The following is a 16,910-nucleotide window of genomic DNA, read 5'->3' on the forward strand; positions in this document are numbered from 1 at the left end:
TGCTGACCGCTTACTCAGCTCAGGCGGAAAGCTCGACCAACAGCTTGTTCAGCCGGCGCACGTAGCTGGCCGGGTCCTTCAGGCTGTCTCCCGCAGCCAGGGCAGCCTGGTCGAAGAGGATGTGGCTCAGCTCGCCGAAGCGGTCCTCGTCGGGCTCGCGATCGAGTTTCTCGATCAGCGGGTGCGTCGGGTTGAACTCGAAGATCGGCTTGGAATCTGGCACCTTCTGCCCGCTGGCTTCGAGGATCTGGCGCATCTGCAGGCCGAGATCGGCCTCGCCAATCGCCAGGATCGCCGGCGAATCGGTCAGGCGGTGCGACACGCGCACCTCCGCCACCTGTTCGCCCAGCGCCGCCTTGAGGCGTTCGACCAGGCCTTCCTTGGTCTTCGCGACCTCTTCCTGGGCCTTCTTGTCCTCTTCCGAATCCAGCTTGCCGAGGTCCAGATCGCCGCGCGCGACGTCGACGAAATGCTTGCCGTCGAATTCGGTGAGGTAGCTCATCAGCCACTCATCGATGCGGTCGGTGAGCAGCAGCACTTCGATGCCTTTCTTGCGGAAGACTTCCAGGTGCGGGCTGTTCTTCACCTGCGCGTAGCTTTCGCCGGTCAGGTAGTAGAGCTTGTCCTGACCTTCCTTCAGGCGCGAGACGTAGTCCGCCAGGGAGACGCTCGGCTCTCCGGATTCGTCGGAGGTCGAGGCGAAGCGCAGCAGACCGGCGATCTTCTCGCGGTTGGCGAAGTCTTCCGCCGGACCTTCCTTGAGCACCTGGCCGAAGTGCTTCCAGAAACTCTTGTACTGCTCGGGCTCGCCCTTCGCCAGTTTCTCCAGCATGTCCAGCACGCGCTTGGTCAGCGCCGACTTCATCGAGTCGACCACCGGGCCGGACTGGAGGATTTCGCGCGAGACGTTCAGCGACAGGTCGTTGGAGTCGATCACGCCCTTGATGAAGCGCAGGTACAGCGGCAGGAACTGGTCCGCCTGATCCATGATGAACACGCGCTGCACGTACAGCTTGAGGCCCTTGGGCGCTTCGCGCTGGTACAGGTCGAACGGCGCGCGGGCCGGGACGTAGAGCAGCGAGGTGTACTCGAGCTTGCCCTCGACCTTGTTGTGGCTCCAGGCCAGCGGGTTCTCGTAGTCGTGGGCGACGTGCTTGTAGAACTCCTGGTATTCCTCGTCCTTCACCTCGGTACGCGGACGCGTCCACAGGGCGCTGGCGCGGTTTACGGTTTCCCACTCGGTTTCGGCCGGCTTCTCTTCGTCGCCGTGATGTTCCTTCGGCAGCTCGATGGGCAACGCGATGTGGTCGGAGTATTTCTTGATGATGTTGCGCAGGCGCCAGCCATCGGCGAACTCTTCCTCACCCTCTTTCAGGTGCAGGACGATGCGCGTGCCGCGCTCGGCCTTGTCGATGTTCTCGACCTCGAATTCGCCCTCGCCCCTCGACGACCAGAGCACGCCTTCGCTGGCCGGCTGGCCGGCGCGGCGGGTGAACACCTCGACCTTGTCGGCGACGATGAACGCCGAGTAGAAGCCCACGCCGAACTGGCCGATCAGGTGGGAATCCTTCTTCTGGTCGCCGGAAAGGTTCTTCAGGAAGTCGGCGGTGCCGGATTTGGCGATGGTGCCCAGGTGCGCGATCACATCCTCGCGGCTCATGCCGACGCCGTTGTCTTCGAGGGTGACAGTCTTGGCGTCCTTGTCGAAGCTGACGCGAATCTTCAGCTCGGCGCCGCCCTCGAGCAGCTCGGGCTTCGCCAGCGCCTCGAAGCGCAGTTTGTCGGCGGCATCGGAGGCGTTGGAAATCAGCTCACGAAGGAAGATTTCCTTGTTGGAATACAGGGAATGGATCATCAGGTGCAGCAGTTGCTTCACCTCGGTCTGGAAGCCCAGGGTCTCTTTGCGAGTTTCCACACTCATCGTCATCGAACTCCACATGGATGGCACAAGCCGCAGTAGCGGCGGATGTCACCAAGGTGGGGGCTTCGTCTGGGATTTCAAGTGTTTAGCCAGGATCGCAGGGATAACGGGCGGCTAGGGTTCGAGCAGCTCGATGGCGCTGACCTGCTCCGGGGAGAAGCGGAACAACGCCTCGCCGGGCAGCTTCACGGCGCGACGGATCACGATGTGCCCGTCCGTATCGAGCCCGCCGAAGCGTCCCTCGGCATTCACGCCACGCTCGCTGCGCAGGCGGATCAGCCTGCCGCGATAACGGGAAGGCTGCTGGAGCAGGCGCTCGACGCTCAGCGGCCGGGGCTCGCTGGCGACAGGCTCAGGCGGGCTGGCCGGCGGCTGCGGATCGGTCGCCTGGACCACCGGCCGGCGTGGCGAATCCACCGGGGCCGGCCGCTCATCCGGCACGCGGGGATAATGATCGCCCTGCACGAACCAGCCACGCTGGGGGGTCTTGCTCAGCTGCAGCGTCAGGCGCTGCGACCTGCCGGCGATCGATGCCTGCACGACGACGTCGGCGCGGCTCGCCGGCCACGCCAGCCCGGCGAGCGGTTGCACGCGCACCTCGCGGGTGGCGAAGCGGCGCTGCAGGTAATCGGTGATCACGTAGCGCAGCGTGTCTTCGTTATCGAGATGGGTATCGACCCCCTCCTCGCGGTAACGCAGCCGGTCGGCGAACAGTTCGACACGGCCGTTGAGGCGGGTGGCGTACGGCGCCGGTAGCGACAGGTGGAATTCGCCGGCCAGCTTGTTCGGCGCCAGCGGTTGCAGGTCGAGGTGCAGGCTGTAACCCTCGCTCAGGCTTCGCACCTGCGGCAACTGGCTTCCCGGCGCCAGCCAGCTCAGCTCGACGTCCGCCACGCCCGGGCGATCCTCGGGAAGTACGTCGAGGCGCACCACACCCGTCACCGGGCGGTGCAGACGGATGCGCAGCTCGCGGTGAGCGGCGCCCTCGCCCTCCTCGCGCAGGCTGAGCACGCCGTCGATCAGCTCGCCCTGCTGCGGTGCGAAGCGCTGGCCGTTGAGCTGGCCGTTGAGGCGGATGTCCAGTTCCGGCGGCGACGTCGGCTCGCGTCTGGCCCAGTCGAGGCTGAAAATCCGCTCCAGACGCTGAGGATCGCTGCCGGCCATCATCGTCAGCCCGACCACCAGCGGAATGACGCCCAGTGCGCACAGCAGCACGGCCCTGCGTGCCAGGTTCCAGCGGAACAGCACGAACAGCAGGGTCAGCGGCGGCAGCAACGCACCGATGCCCCACAGCAGGCTGCTGCGAAAGGCCAGCAGCACCAGCCAGAGCAGCCCGATGGCGATCAGCAGCACGCCGCTGCCCGCCAGCAGCGTCGCCATACCGATGTCGCTCAACCCGGAAAACGCTTCGTTCAAGGCTTGTCGACCTTGAAATGCGCCCGCGCGGTGGCGATCGGCTCGCTCTGGCGGCTCTGCCAGGCGGTGATCGCGACATTCGCCACGCGCCGCCCCTGGCGCCAGACCTGGCATTGCGCGTAGGTATCGCGGTAATGCCCGGCACGCAGGTAATCGATGGAGAAATCGATGATCTTCGGCATGTGCGGAATGCCCATGAACATCAGCAGGTGCAGCAGACCGGCCTGCTCCATGAAGCCGGCGATGACCCCGCCGTGAATCGCCGGGAGCGTCGGGTTGCCGATCAGATCCTTGTTCGCCGGCAAACGGAACACCATGTCCTCGCCCATCCGCAGGCACTCGACGCCGAGCAGCCGCGCGTAAGGAATCAGGGCGATCAGGCCGTCGTAGTCGTTCCTCTCATGGGCGTCGCGCACCTGCTGGTTGAGATCGAGCGCGGTCATGCGCCACCGCCCTGGATGTCGCGCGTGACCGGAGCACCCGCGCGGGCGTTCTTGCCCATCCGCATGAAGGTGCCTACGACATGGGCGATCGGCTGCTGCGGATCGTCCTGATAGGCGTAGCCGCGGGTGAAGATGACGTTCTCGGTGACGCGGTAGCACTCGGCGAAGCCGAAGACATCCTTGAGCGGTTCGGCCGGATGCATGTAGTCGATGCGCAGGTCGAGCGTCGGGCAGATCTCGAACTCCGGCAGCACGCAAACCGTCGAAATGCCGCACGTGGTGTCCATCAGGGTGGTGATCGCGCCGCCGTGGATCACGCCTGTTTCAGGGTTGCCTACGATCTGCTGGCTGTACGGCAGGCACAGTGTCAGCCCCTGTGCATTACCGGCATGTACCTGCATGCCGAGCACCTGACAATGGCGCAATGCGGAGAGGAAGCGCGTGGCTTTCTCGACGATGGCGGTTTCACTCATACGACATTTCCGGGTGATTTTTATGCCGCCGATGATACCCGCTCCACCGCGCGCCAGGCAGCTTAGCAACCCTCGGCGAGAATTTTTGCTCGATAGATAAGGAACTTAGGCGCAAACGTACCGTTCAAACGGGGTGAGATTTGGAAGGTCACTCTGAGGAGAAATACAAAATGAACAAATCCCTGTCCCTCGCCTTGATTCTGGCGGCCAGCATGGGCCTTGCAGCCTGCGACAGCGGTTCCGAGAACAAGAAGCAAGATGCTCAGGAACACGCCAACGAAGCTCAGGAGCATGCCAACAAGGCAGCCGAAGAGCAGAGCAAGGCGGTCGAGGACACCAACGAAGCGAACCAGGAAGCCGCCGAGGAAGCGAAGGACGACGGTCAAACTCCGCCGCCACCTGCCGCCACTCCGGCACCGGAAGCCAACAAGTAAGATCGTATCGCGACCTTACCGTAGGCATGAAAAAGGCCCGCCAAAAGCGGGCCTTTTCTTTTGTCGGGAAAAAGCGCTCAGAGCGTCGGCGTGAGCATCAGCAACAGGCAGCAAGCGAGGCCGACGAACCACACCAGGCTGCGCTGCCAGGTCAGCCCGATGTAGTAAAACCACAGATAGACGAGGCGGCTGATCACGAAGATGACCGCCAGTGCGTCGACCAGCCAGCCGTGGGTCTGCGTGGTATGCGCCATCAGCACGCCGGCAAGGAACAGCGGGAAGATCTCGATGCTGTTGAGGTGGGCGGCCAGGGCCCGCGCGCCGGCGCCCGTCAGGTTAGCCTGCTGCGCGCGCGGATGGCGGTTATCGTAGCCGCCGTTTTCGGCGTTCATTGCCTTGGCCACCGGCAGCTTGGCGAGGTAGATCAGCAAAGCGGCGATGAATACACACCAGAAAGGTACGCTCATTCATTTTTCTCCTTGGGCGGCTCTGCCGCGTGAGTGGGGGTGTAGACCATGACCTTCAATACATCGGAGTGGAACTCGCGGCGGTAGAGAACGAGCACCACCCCCGCGGTGACCAGCATGAACAACCACGGATGGATGAACCAGCCGAGCATCGCCATACCGAAATAATAGGCCCGCAGGCCGAAGTTGAACTGGTTGGCCGCCATGGAGATCACCCGCGCCGCGCGCTCGGCGAAGGATTTGCGCTCCAGCTCGTTGACGTGCCGCTCCCCCACCATCGGCGCGGAACCGACCAGCGTCGAGGCGAAGTTGTACTGGCGCATGCACCAGCTGAACGTGAAGAAGGCGTAGACGAAGACCACCGCCAGGCCAAGCAGCTTCAGCTCGGACAGCGGACGGGTAGCGTCCTTGACGAACGGCAGGTCGGCCAGCAGCGACACCGCACGGTCGCTCGAGCCGAGCACGGTAAGCACACCCGCGAGAATGATCAGCGTGCTGGAGGCGAAGAAGGAGGCGTTGCGCTCCAGGTTGCCGATCACGTTGGCATCGGCGATCCGGTTCTCGCGCAGCAGCATGCGGCGCATCCAGTCTTCCCGGTACAGGTGCAGCACGCTGGCGAGGCAGGCGGTATCGCGCCCTTTCCAGCTGGCGTAGAGCGTGTAGCCGATCCAGCAGAAAATGAACCAGCACAGGGCCAGCAGATCGGGCAGATAAGCGGTGGGCACGAACATGGGACCTCCTTGTGAGCCGGCGCGATTATAGCCAGCCAGCCACTGCGAGCGCCCGACATAAAGCGCCCACCCCGACGCCTCCCATCCGCCAATTCAGACCTGGAACTGCTCGATCAATTGAACCAGCTGACCTTCCAGCAGGTGGATCTCCTGCGCCGAACGCCGCGTGCGCTCGACGGTATCCGAGGTCTGGGCGGTGATCTGGTTGGCCCGCAGAACGCTATTGCCCACCATGTCGGCGACGCTCGCCTGCTCATGGGCCGCGGTCGCCATCGCCTGGATGTTCTCGTCGATCGCATCCACCGCGACGGTGATTCCGCCGAGCGATTCGCTGGTCTGCTCGGCACGCTCGCGGGCATGACCTACCGCCTGCTGGCTATCGCTCATCATCTCGATGGAGGACGCCGTGCGTCGCTGCAGGGTCTGGATGATCTCCTGAATCTCCTCGGTGGACTGTTGCGTGCGCTGGGCCAGCGAGCGCACCTCGTCCGCCACCACGGCGAAGCCGCGGCCCATTTCGCCCGCCCGCGCCGCCTCGATGGCGGCGTTCAACGCCAGCAGGTTCGTCTGCTCGGCGATCCCGCCGATCACCCCCAGCACCGAACCGATACGCCCGCTGTCCTCGCGCAGCGACTCGATCACCGTCGCCAGACTGTCGACCTTGCCGGACAGAACCAGCATGGCCTCCTGATTCGCCCGGACCCGTGCCAGGCCGACACCCGCGGCCGTGCGTGCATCCTGCGACAGCGCCTGGCCGGCGCGCGCATTGCCGGACATCTCCTGCGCACTCGCTGCCATCTCCACCATCGCCGAGGCGATCTGGTCGCTTTCCTCGCGCTGCTGCTGCACGTCGCGATGCGCGCGCTCGGCGGATTCCTGCAGGTCTTCGGCGGACTTCTGCAGGGTGTGCGAGGCGCTGGAAACCTCGGCCACGGTGCGCCTGATCTTCTCCACGAAACGGTTGAAGTTCTGCGCCAGCTGGCCAATGTCGTCCTGCCCCTGGACCGGCAGGCGCCGGGTCAGATCGCCCTGACCGGCTGCCATGTCCTCGAGCATCAGGTTGATCCGCGCCAGCGGGCGCACCAGCGCCGCGCCGACAGCGTAAGCCGTGAGCCCGGCCACCAGCAGCGCCGCCAGCACCAGCCCCCAGAACAGCAGGTTGGCACGCGCCACGGTGCTGTCGGCGTCTGCCGCCGCGGCATCCATCGACTGCATGATGCTTCGCTGCAACTGGCTGGCGAGGTCGGCGATCTGCGGGTCGATGGCATCCATCTTCTGCAGTGTCGCGTTGCGCGCGCCCACCAGTTGCACGGCCTTGTCCGCTGCGGCCTTGTACAGCTCAAGGCTCTGCAACGCGCCGTTCAGTTTGTCCTGGGTACTCTGACTGCTGGTTCGGTCGCGCAGAACGCTCATGGTGCTCTGCGCGTTGCCCAGTTCGGTCTGGAACGACTTAACCTGATCGGGCTGGTTCTCCTGCAGGAACTGGTAGAGGTACTGGCTTCCCAGCAGCAGATGGCGCATCGCTGCGCTGGAATAGAACACCGCGTCGAGGTTGAAGTCCTGCTGGGCGTTTTCCAGGATCGAGCTGAGAACCTTCTCGATCGCCGGGCCTTGCCGGCCGAGTTCGCCGCTGATCAGCTTCTGGTGTTCCTGGCTGAGCGGCACCAGTGATTCGCGGAACAACTGGCTGTACTGCGCATGCAGCCTCTCCATGGAGGCCAGCAGTTGCATGCGCTGCGGATCCCTCAGGTGCGCGCTGGTCTGCTCCAGGGCAGCGCCGAGATGGCGGTCCAGTTCGAGAAACTCCTGCTCGGTCGCCTGATCGCCGCTACGCGCGTAGTGCCGCACGCTCAACTGCAGCCGCGCCATGCTGTCGGCGACCTTGGCGACCCGGTCCATTCCCGGCCCGAGGTTCTGGGTGACCACCTCTACGCGGCTGGCGATGCTGCGCAGCGACAACGACGAAACGACGCCGAGCGCTATGAGCAACAGACAGAGCATCGCGGGAACCACGGCCATTTTCAGTGCTATACGCAGGTTGGCGAACCACTGCATGGAACGGTTTCCTCGGTTACATGAGCCAGCGCGGACAGCGTGCGGGCGATAACGACTTATCGACCGCTCTGCCTCAGGCTTGAGCGCTGGATTTCGTAAGGCGGAAAAGAAAAAGGCCACCCGAAGGTGGCCTTTTTCACATCAAGTCAGCCTCAGGCTTTCTTGACTTCCCAACCGGTCAGCTCGGCCAGGGCCTTGCCGATGTCGGCCAGCGAACGAACGGTTTTCACACCGGCGTCCTGCAGCGCAGCGAACTTCTCGTCCGCAGTGCCTTTACCGCCGGAGATGATGGCACCGGCGTGGCCCATACGCTTGCCTGCCGGAGCAGTCACGCCAGCGATGTAGGACACCACCGGCTTGGTCACGTTGGCCTTGATGAAGGCAGCGGCTTCTTCCTCGGCGGAACCACCGATCTCGCCGATCATGACGATCGCTTCGGTCTTCGGATCAGCCTGGAACAGCTTGAGGATATCGATGAAGTTCGAGCCCGGAATCGGGTCGCCACCGATGCCTACGCAGGTCGACTGGCCGAAGCCGGCGTCGGTGGTCTGCTTGACGGCTTCGTAGGTCAGGGTGCCGGAACGCGACACGATGCCCACTTTGCCCGGCAGGTGGATGTGACCCGGCATGATGCCGATCTTGCACTCGCCAGGAGTGATGACGCCCGGGCAGTTCGGCCCGATCAGGGTCACGCCCAGCTCGTCGCACTTGACCTTGGCTTCCAGCATGTCGATGGTCGCGATGCCTTCGGTGATGCAGACGATCAGCTTGATGCCGCCGAATGCCGCTTCCAGGATCGAGTCCTTGCAGAACGGAGCCGGAACGTAGATCACCGAAGCGGTAGCGCCGGTGGTCTCGACGGCTTCCTTGACGGTGTTGAACACCGGCAGGCCCAGGTGCGTGGTGCCACCCTTGCCCGGAGTCACGCCGCCAACCATCTGGGTGCCGTAGGCGATCGCCTGTTCGGAGTGGAAAGTCCCCTGCGAACCGGTGAAGCCCTGGCAGATGACTTTGGTGTCTTTATTGATCAGGACGCTCATTACTTGCCCTCCGCAGCTTTGACCACTTGCTCTGCAGCGTCGGTCAGGCTGGTTGCCGCGATGATGTTCAGGCCGCTTTCAGCCAGGACCTTGGCGCCCAGCTCGGCGTTGTTGCCTTCCAGACGGACGACCACCGGAATCTTCACGCCGACTTCTTTCACGGCGCCGATGATGCCTTCGGCAATCATGTCGCAACGAACGATACCGCCGAAGATGTTCACCAGAACGGCCGCGACGTTGCTGTCGGAGAGAATGATCTTGAACGCTTCGGTAACGCGTTCCTTGGTAGCACCACCGCCGACGTCGAGGAAGTTGGCCGGCTTGCCGCCGTGCAGGTTGACGATGTCCATGGTGCCCATGGCCAGGCCAGCGCCGTTGACCATGCAGCCGATGTTGCCTTCCAGGGCAACGTAGTTCAGTTCGAACTTGGCAGCGTGGGCTTCGCGCGGATCGTCCTGCGACGGGTCATGCATCGCACGCAGCTTCGGCTGGCGGTACATGGCGTTGCTGTCGATGTTGATCTTGGCATCCAGGCAGTGCAGGTTGCCGTCCTTCTTGATCACCAGCGGGTTCACTTCCAGCAGAGCCAGGTCGTAGTCCTGGAACAGCTTGGCCAGGCCGACGAAGATGTGGGTGAACTGCTTGATCTGGTCGCCCTTGAGGCCCAGCTGGAAGGCCAGTTCACGGCCCTGGAACGGCTGAGCGCCGACCAGCGGATCGATGGTGGCCTTGAGGATCTTCTCGGGAGTGTCGTGAGCGACCTTCTCGATGTCCACGCCACCCTCGGTGGAAGCCATGAACACGATACGGCGGCTGGAACGGTCGACGACGGCGCCGAGGTACAGCTCCTTGTCGATGTCGGTGCAGGACTCGACCAGGATCTTGGTGACCGGCTGGCCGTTGGCGTCGGTCTGGTAAGTCACCAGACGTTTGCCCAGCCAGTTGGCGGCGAACGCCTTGGCGTCTTCCTTGCTCTTGACCAGTTTTACGCCGCCCGCTTTACCGCGGCCGCCAGCGTGAACCTGAGCCTTGACGACCCACTCGGTACCACCGATTTTGTCGCAGGCTTCTGCGGCTTCTTCCGGGGTGTCCACGGCGAAGCCTTTGGATACGGGCAGGCCGTACTCAGCGAACAGCTGCTTACCCTGATATTCGTGAAGATTCATGCTTATCTACCGTCTTCGTTAGGTATTGCGCATTCGGCGCTGCGTTAGTGCTGCCGCGCCACCTGTGACTGCCCTTTTGAGGAAACAGTCCGATGGGCATTCCGCGGCAAGCCTGGTGGCAGGATACGGGCAACCCATCGTGGTTCTGATCGCTTAGCGCTTTTTGCGGTTGGCGATATGAATGGCATGGCCATTCACTGCCAGAGCGGCTTCATGCAGCTGCTCGGACAGGGTCGGGTGCGAGAACACCATCATGCCCAGGTCTTCGGCACTGGTGCCGAACTCCATGGCGATGGCGCCCTGCTGTACCAGCTCGGCGGCGCTAGGGCCGATGACGTGAACGCCCAGCACGCGGTCGGTCTTGGCGTCGGCGATGATCTTGACGAAACCGGCGGTGTCATTGGCAGCCATGGCACGGCCACTGGCGGCGAACGGCGCGACACCGACGTTGACTTCGACACCTTCGGCCTTGAGCGACTGCTCGCTCTTGCCGACCCATGCGATTTCAGGGTGGGTGTAGATCACGCCCGGAATCAGGTCGTAGTTCATCTGCGCCTTGTGCCCGGCGATACGCTCGGCCACTACCACGCCCTCTTCCATTGCCTTGTGCGCGAGCATCAGGCCACGGACCACGTCGCCCACGGCGTAAACGCCGGGAACGCTGGTGGCACAGAAGTCGTCGACGAAGATGTAGCCACGCTCGTCGAGGTCCACGCCGCTGTCCGCGGCCAGCAGGTCGGTGGTGACCGGACGACGGCCGACGGCGACGATCAGCTTATCGTAGGTTTCCTTCTGCTCGCCGTTGGCGTCGGTGAAGGTCACGGTGACTTCGCTGCCGTTGATCTCGGTGGCGGTCACGCGCGCGCCCAGACGAATCTTCAGACCCTGCTTGGTGAGGATCTTCAGCGCTTCCTTGGCGACCTGGTCATCGGCGGCCGGGAGGAACTTGTCCAGCGCCTCGAGAACGGTCACTTCAGCGCCCAGACGGCCCCAGACCGAACCCAGTTCGAGACCGATGACGCCAGCGCCGATCACGCCCAGGCGCTTGGGCACGGACTGGAAGTCCAGCGCGCCGGTGGAATCGACGATGACGTTCTGATCGATCGGTGCCGGCGGGATTTCCACCGGGCGCGAACCCGAGGCGATGATCACGTTGGTCGCTTCGAGGATCTCGGTGCTGCCGTCACGGCCGGTGACTTCTACCTGCTTGTTAGCCAGCAGCTTCCCGTGGCCTTCGAAGGAGGTCACGCCATTGGCTTTGAACAGTGCAGCGACGCCGCCGGTGAGGTTGCGGACGATCTGGTCCTTGCGGGCGATCATGGTCGGCACGTCGATGGTGACGCCGCTGGCCTCGATACCGTGGACTTTGAAGCCTTCGTGGGCTTCGTGGTACTTCCAGGTGCTGTCCAGCAGCGCCTTGGATGGGATGCAGCCGACGTTCAGGCAAGTACCGCCGAGAGCGATCTTGCCTTCCTTGCCGACATACTTCTCGATGCAGGCGGTCTTCAGACCGAGTTGCGCGGCGCGAATGGCAGCCACGTAGCCGCCAGGGCCGGCACCGATCACTACCACGTCGAATTTCTGGCTCATAACAATCTCCATCAACTTTGAGCTTCAAGCGGCGAACCGCCAGCGGATCCTGTTAAGGCTCGGCTGGCGGACAGCGGCCGTGGGTTAGATGTCCAGCAGCAGGCGCGCAGGATCTTCCAGCAGGTTCTTGATGGTCACCAGGAAGCTGACCGCTTCCTTGCCGTCGATCAGGCGGTGATCGTAGGACAGCGCCAGGTACATCATCGGACGGATGACGACCTGACCGTTGACGGCCATCGGACGCTGAAGAATGTTGTGCATACCGAGGATCGCGGCCTGCGGCGGGTTGACGATCGGAGTCGACATCATCGAACCGAAGGTGCCGCCGTTGGTGATGGTGAAGGTGCCCCCGGTCATCTCGTCGATCGACAGCTTGCCGTCACGGGCCTTCTTGCCGAAGGTGGCGATGCCGCTCTCGACTTCGGCCAGGTTCATCAGTTCGGCGTTACGCAGTACCGGAACCACCAGACCGCGGTCGCTGGAGACGGCGACGCCGATATCCTGATAGCCGTGGTAGACGATGTCGGTGCCGTCGATCGAGGCGTTGACCGCCGGGAAGCGCTTCAGCGCTTCTACCGAGGCCTTGACGAAGAACGACATGAAGCCCAGGCGCACACCGTTGTGGGTCTTCTCGAAGAGGTCCTTGTACTTGGAGCGCAGGGCCATCACTTCGGTCATGTCGACTTCGTTGAAGGTAGTCAGCATGGCCATCGAGGACTGTGCCTCGACCAGACGCTCGGCGACCTTGGCGCGCAGGCGGGTCATCGGAACACGCTTCTCGACGCGCTCGCCGGCAGCGAAGATCGGCGCCTCGGCGGCTGGAGCCGACGGTTTGGCGGCTGCAGCGGGAGCGCTCTTCTTGGCTTCGATGGCGGCGACGACGTCTTCCTTGGTCACACGGCCGCCCTTGCCAGAGCCTTTGACACTGTTCGGATCGATGCCGTTTTCTTCAGCCAGCTTGCGCGCGGCAGGCGCCAGCATCGGCTCCTCACCAGCGGCGGCGGCAGGCGCTGCAGCTTGCGCCGGAGCGGCGGCAGGGGCAGCAGCGGCAGGAGCCGGAGCAGCCGCACCAGCACTACCTTCGGTCAGACGGCCGAGCAGTTCGCCGCTGAGCACGGTATCGCCTTCGTTCTTGACGATTTCGGCAACCACGCCATCCGCTTCGGCGAGGACTTCCATCACCACCTTGTCGGTTTCGATATCAACGATCAGCTCGTCACGTTTGACGGCGTCACCCGGCTTCTTGTGCCAGGTAGCGACGGTGCCGTCGGCGACCGATTCCGGGAAAGAGGGGGCTTTGATCTCGATAGCCATTATCAGGGTTCCTATTGATTCGGTTTCTTCTGGAGGCGGCTATGGCCGCCTCGGCACGAAGGCGTTAAACGTTGAAAGCGTCCTGGAGAAGTTTTTCCTGCTGCTCAGCGTGCAGGGAAGCGTAGCCACAGGCAGGCGCAGCGGAAGCGTCACGACCGGCATATTCCAGGAACAACTCCGGTTTCTGCGCAACGGCGACTCGACGCATGTGGTGCTGGCTGCAATACCAGGCGCCCTGGTTCATCGGCTCTTCCTGACACCAGACGATGTGCTTGAGGTTGCCGTACTGCGACAGCACTTCCGCCAGATCGTCCTCAGGGAACGGATAAAGCTGCTCGATACGAACGATTGCCGTATCGGTGCGGCCTTCCGCACGACGCTTCTCAAGCAGGTCGTAGTAGACCTTGCCGCTGCAGAGGATCACGCGTTCGACCTTCTGCGCGTCGAGTTGATCGATCTCCGGGATGACGGTCTGGAAGGAACCGTTGGCGAGATCTTCCAGGGTCGAGATCGCCAGCTTGTGGCGCAACAACGACTTCGGCGTAAGGGCGATCAACGGCTTGCGCAGCGGACGGATCACCTGGCGACGCAGCATGTGGTAGACCTGCGCCGGAGTGGTCGGTACGCAAACCTGGATGTTGTGCTCGGCACTTAGTTGCAGGTAGCGCTCGAGACGCGCGGAGGAGTGCTCCGGCCCCTGCCCTTCATAGCCGTGCGGCAACAGCATGGTCAGCCCGCACAGACGGCCCCACTTGTGCTCGCCACTGGTGATGAACTGGTCGATCACCACCTGTGCGCCGTTGGCAAAATCGCCGAACTGAGCTTCCCAGATCACCAGCGCGCTTGGCGTGGTGGTCGAGTAGCCGTATTCGAACGCCAGGACGGCCTCTTCCGAAAGGAAGGAGTCGTACAGGTCGAAACGTGGCTGATCCTTGACCAGATGCTGCAGCGGGATATAGGTCCCGGCGTCCTTCTGGTTGTGCAGTACCGCGTGACGGTGCGAGAAGGTGCCACGGCCGATGTCCTGGCCAGTCATGCGAACAGGGTGGCCTTCGAACAACAGAGTCGCGTACGCCATGGTTTCGGCGAAGCCCCAGTTGATCGGCAGCCCGCCGGCAGTCATTTTCTGACGGTCTTCGAGGATCTTCGAAACCTGACGCTGGACGACGAAACCTTCCGGTACTTCGAGCAGCTTGTTCGACAGTTCCTGCAGCGTCTTGAGGTCGAAGCGGGTGTCGTGACGCGCGGTCCAGGCATGGCCCAGATACGGACGCCAGTCGACGAACAGCTCCTTGTTCGGCTCCTTGACCAGGCTTTTCACCACGTGCAGGCCGTTGTCCAGGGCGGTACGGTACTCGTCGATCTTCGCCTGAACGCGCTCGGCATCGAGCACGCCAGCCTGGGTCAGAGTCTCGGCGTAGAGCTCGCGCGTGGTGCGCTGCTTGGCGATCTGCTGATACATCAGGGGCTGGGTGCCACTCGGCTCGTCGGCCTCGTTGTGGCCACGACGGCGGTAGCAGACCAAGTCGATGACCACGTCACGCTTGAACTGCATGCGATAGTCGATCGCCAACTGGGTGACGAACAGCACGGCTTCCGGGTCGTCGCCGTTCACGTGCAGGATCGGCGCCTGGACCATCTTCGCCACGTCGGTCGCGTACTCGGTGGAGCGCGCGTCTTCCTGACGGCTGATGGTGAAGCCGACCTGGTTGTTGATCACGATACGAATCGTGCCACCAGTCCTGAAGCCGCGGGTCTGCGACATCTGGAAGGTTTCCATGACCACGCCCTGCCCCGCGACAGCGGCATCACCGTGGATGGTTACCGGAAGCACCTTGTCACCGGAAAGATCGTTGCGACGATCCTGACGGGCACGCACCGAACCCTCGACCACTGGAGAGACGATTTCCAAGTGCGACGGGTTGAACGCCAGTGCGAGGTGAACCTCACCGCCGGCGGTCATCACGTTGGACGAGAAGCCCTGGTGATACTTGACGTCGCCGGAACTCAGACCCTCGACCTTCTTGCCTTCGAACTCGTCAAACAGGTCGCGCGGGTTCTTGCCGAAGGTATTCACCAGCACGTTCAGGCGGCCACGGTGGGCCATACCGATGACGATTTCCTTGTTGCCGTAGGAACCCGAGCGCTGAATGATTTCATCCAGCAGCGGAATCAGGCTCTCGCCACCTTCCAGGCCAAAACGCTTGGTACCCGGATACTTGGTACCCAGGTATTTTTCCAGGCCTTCAGCGGCGGTGAGGCGCTCGAGCAGATGGCTACGCACTTCGGCGGAAAACGCCGGGCGGCCGCGCACGCTCTCCAGACGCTGCTGGAACCACTTGCGCTGCTCGGAGTCGACGATGTGGGTGAACTCGGCGCCGATGGTGCGGCAGTAGGTCTGCTGCAGGGCTTCCTGGATTTCACGCAGGGTGGCTTCTTCCTTGCCGATGTAGAGCTCACCGGTACGGAACGTGGTATCCAGATCGGAATCGGTCAAGCCGTAGTGATTGATCGCCAGATCGGCAGGAGTCGCGCGCTGAGCCAAACCCAGCGGGTCGAGCTTGGCAGCCTGGTGGCCACGCATGCGGTAGGCCTGGATCAGACGCAGGACTTCAACTTGCTTCTTCTCGTGCTCGCTGCTTACGCTCCCGGCGGATACCGGCTGAGCGCGACGCTGATTCTTGGCGAGCAGAACGAAGTGATCGCGGACCGTAGAGTGCGAGACATCGGTGGCAGCGCTGCCATCGGTCGGCAGCTTCTGGAAATAGGTGCGCCACTCTTCTGGCACAGCGTTGGGATCGTGCAGGTAGAGCTCGTAGAGCTCTTCCACATAGGCAGCGTTACCACCGGAAAGGTGGGCACTGTCCCACATGCGCTGCATTACGCTTTCTTGCATGCTTGGTCACCCTCGGTAAGGGGACACCATCAGCGTGGTCACCGCTCAAGACCGGTCTGGACTACAGCTCAGACAGATTCAAACGGACCTCACAGATAGCCCGGGTACCAGCCCGGATGCCCCTGCTGGTCTTCATATTTTTCGAATAGGGACCACGACTTTTTGGGCTGAGGTCCTGACTAAAACTGCAGTGCCGGTTGAAAACCGGCGCTGCAGGCACTACTGGCGTTGCAGGTATAGCAGATCGTGAATCAGGTCCCGCTTTGCAGAAGCATGTTGCGAACGTGGCCAATTGCCTTGGTCGGATTGAGACCTTTCGGACAAACGTTCACGCAGTTCATGATCCCACGGCAGCGGAACACGCTGAACGGATCGTCCATAGCAGCCAGACGCTCTTCGGTCTGGGTATCGCGGCTGTCGGCCAGGAATCGGTAGGCCTGCAGCAGCGCAGCGGGGCCGAGGAACTTGTCGGGATTCCACCAGAACGAAGGGCAAGAAGTCGAGCAGCAGGCACACAGGATGCACTCGTACAGGCCATCCAGCTTCTCGCGCTCTTCCGGCGACTGCAGACGCTCGATGGCCGGAGCCGGCGTGTCGTTCTGCAGGTACGGTTTCACCTTCTCGTACTGCTTGTAGAAGATGCTCATGTCGACGACTAGATCACGAATGACTGGCAGACCCGGCAGCGGACGCACCACCAGGGTGTCGCCTTTCACGACTGCGGACAGCGGCGTGATGCACGCAAGGCCGTTCTTGCCGTTGATGTTCATCCCGTCGGAGCCGCAAACACCTTCGCGGCAGGAGCGGCGATAGGAGAAGGTCACATCCTGCTCCTTGATCAGCGCCAGAACGTCGAGGACCATGATGTCCTTCCCGTCGGTGTCGACCTGGAACTCCTGCATGTGCGGAGAGGCATCCTGCTCGGGGTTGTAGCGATACACACTGACTTTCAACATGGCAGCCA

13 protein-coding genes and 2 pseudogenes are annotated in these 16,910 nt (G+C 62.8%); 1 reads left to right on the forward strand and 14 read right to left on the reverse strand.

Translation table 11 applies throughout. The annotated features are described in order from the left end of the window. Positions 1 to 19: 19 nt before the first annotated feature. The 4 genes from htpG to BLV15_RS13620 all read right to left on the reverse strand — a co-directional run bounded on the left by htpG (position 20) and on the right by BLV15_RS13620 (position 4,253). The gene (gene htpG, locus BLV15_RS13605; protein WP_090229239.1) at positions 20 to 1,921 is read right to left on the reverse strand and encodes a molecular chaperone HtpG; all 1,902 of its coding nucleotides are present in this window, start codon (positions 1,919 to 1,921) and stop codon (positions 20 to 22) included. Positions 1,922 to 2,035: 114 nt separating this feature from the next. Further along, positions 2,036 to 3,337, reverse strand: coding sequence for an MFS transporter (locus BLV15_RS13610; RefSeq protein WP_342741563.1), 1,302 nt, complete (start codon positions 3,335 to 3,337; stop codon positions 2,036 to 2,038). After that, positions 3,334 to 3,780 (reverse strand): PaaI family thioesterase, encoded by a 447-nt coding sequence (locus BLV15_RS13615; RefSeq protein WP_090229242.1) that lies wholly within the window; start codon positions 3,778 to 3,780, stop codon positions 3,334 to 3,336. Before BLV15_RS13615 ends, BLV15_RS13610 begins: the two co-directional genes overlap by 4 nt. After that, positions 3,777 to 4,253: a PaaI family thioesterase gene (locus tag BLV15_RS13620; RefSeq protein WP_090229244.1), complete on the reverse strand. Its 477-nt coding sequence runs from the start codon at positions 4,251 to 4,253 to the stop codon at positions 3,777 to 3,779. The genes BLV15_RS13615 and BLV15_RS13620 overlap by 4 nt, the downstream gene beginning before the upstream one ends. A gap of 170 nt (positions 4,254 to 4,423) precedes the next feature. On the opposite strand from BLV15_RS13620, the gene BLV15_RS13625 reads away from it, so the two are divergent. Then, positions 4,424 to 4,687, forward strand: coding sequence for a hypothetical protein (locus tag BLV15_RS13625; protein WP_245728198.1), 264 nt, complete (start codon positions 4,424 to 4,426; stop codon positions 4,685 to 4,687). 77 nt (positions 4,688 to 4,764) lie between these two features. On the opposite strand, the gene BLV15_RS13630 is transcribed toward BLV15_RS13625, so the two are convergent. The 10 genes and pseudogenes from BLV15_RS13630 to BLV15_RS13670 all read right to left on the reverse strand — a co-directional run bounded on the left by BLV15_RS13630 (position 4,765) and on the right by BLV15_RS13670 (position 16,902). Next, positions 4,765 to 5,154 (reverse strand): MAPEG family protein, encoded by a 390-nt coding sequence (locus BLV15_RS13630; protein ID WP_090229246.1) that lies wholly within the window; start codon positions 5,152 to 5,154, stop codon positions 4,765 to 4,767. Further along, positions 5,151 to 5,885, reverse strand: a complete 735-nt coding sequence (locus tag BLV15_RS13635) for a DUF599 domain-containing protein (RefSeq protein WP_090229248.1) — start codon at positions 5,883 to 5,885, stop codon at positions 5,151 to 5,153. The genes BLV15_RS13630 and BLV15_RS13635 overlap by 4 nt, the downstream gene beginning before the upstream one ends. A 93-nt stretch (positions 5,886 to 5,978) precedes the next feature. Then, positions 5,979 to 6,494 (reverse strand): annotated as a pseudogene (locus BLV15_RS22530) (methyl-accepting chemotaxis protein); the annotation flags it as partial. Between the two features lie 342 nt (positions 6,495 to 6,836). After that, a pseudogene (locus BLV15_RS22535) lies at positions 6,837 to 7,940 on the reverse strand (HAMP domain-containing protein); the annotation flags it as partial. Between the two features lie 152 nt (positions 7,941 to 8,092). After that, positions 8,093 to 8,980: a succinate--CoA ligase subunit alpha gene (sucD, locus tag BLV15_RS13645; protein ID WP_090229252.1), complete on the reverse strand. Its 888-nt coding sequence runs from the start codon at positions 8,978 to 8,980 to the stop codon at positions 8,093 to 8,095. Continuing rightward, positions 8,980 to 10,146, reverse strand: coding sequence for an ADP-forming succinate--CoA ligase subunit beta (gene sucC / locus BLV15_RS13650; protein WP_090229254.1), 1,167 nt, complete (start codon positions 10,144 to 10,146; stop codon positions 8,980 to 8,982). Before sucC ends, sucD begins: the two co-directional genes overlap by 1 nt. A 153-nt stretch (positions 10,147 to 10,299) precedes the next feature. Further along, positions 10,300 to 11,736 carry a dihydrolipoyl dehydrogenase gene (lpdA, locus tag BLV15_RS13655; protein WP_090229256.1) on the reverse strand — a complete coding sequence of 479 codons (1,437 nt, stop codon included), beginning with the start codon at positions 11,734 to 11,736 and terminating at the stop codon, positions 10,300 to 10,302. Between the two features lie 84 nt (positions 11,737 to 11,820). Further along, positions 11,821 to 13,050, reverse strand: a complete 1,230-nt coding sequence (odhB, locus tag BLV15_RS13660) for a 2-oxoglutarate dehydrogenase complex dihydrolipoyllysine-residue succinyltransferase (RefSeq protein ID WP_090229258.1) — start codon at positions 13,048 to 13,050, stop codon at positions 11,821 to 11,823. Positions 13,051 to 13,114: 64 nt separating this feature from the next. Next, positions 13,115 to 15,946 carry a 2-oxoglutarate dehydrogenase E1 component gene (locus BLV15_RS13665; protein WP_090229259.1) on the reverse strand — a complete coding sequence of 944 codons (2,832 nt, stop codon included), beginning with the start codon at positions 15,944 to 15,946 and terminating at the stop codon, positions 13,115 to 13,117. Between the two features lie 251 nt (positions 15,947 to 16,197). Further along, positions 16,198 to 16,902: a succinate dehydrogenase iron-sulfur subunit gene (locus BLV15_RS13670; RefSeq protein ID WP_090229261.1), complete on the reverse strand. Its 705-nt coding sequence runs from the start codon at positions 16,900 to 16,902 to the stop codon at positions 16,198 to 16,200. Between the last annotated feature and the right edge of the window lie 8 nt (positions 16,903 to 16,910).

Origin of the sequence: Pseudomonas kuykendallii, from assembly GCF_900106975.1 — a bacterium.
Lineage (GTDB): Bacteria > Pseudomonadota > Gammaproteobacteria > Pseudomonadales > Pseudomonadaceae > Pseudomonas_O > Pseudomonas_O kuykendallii.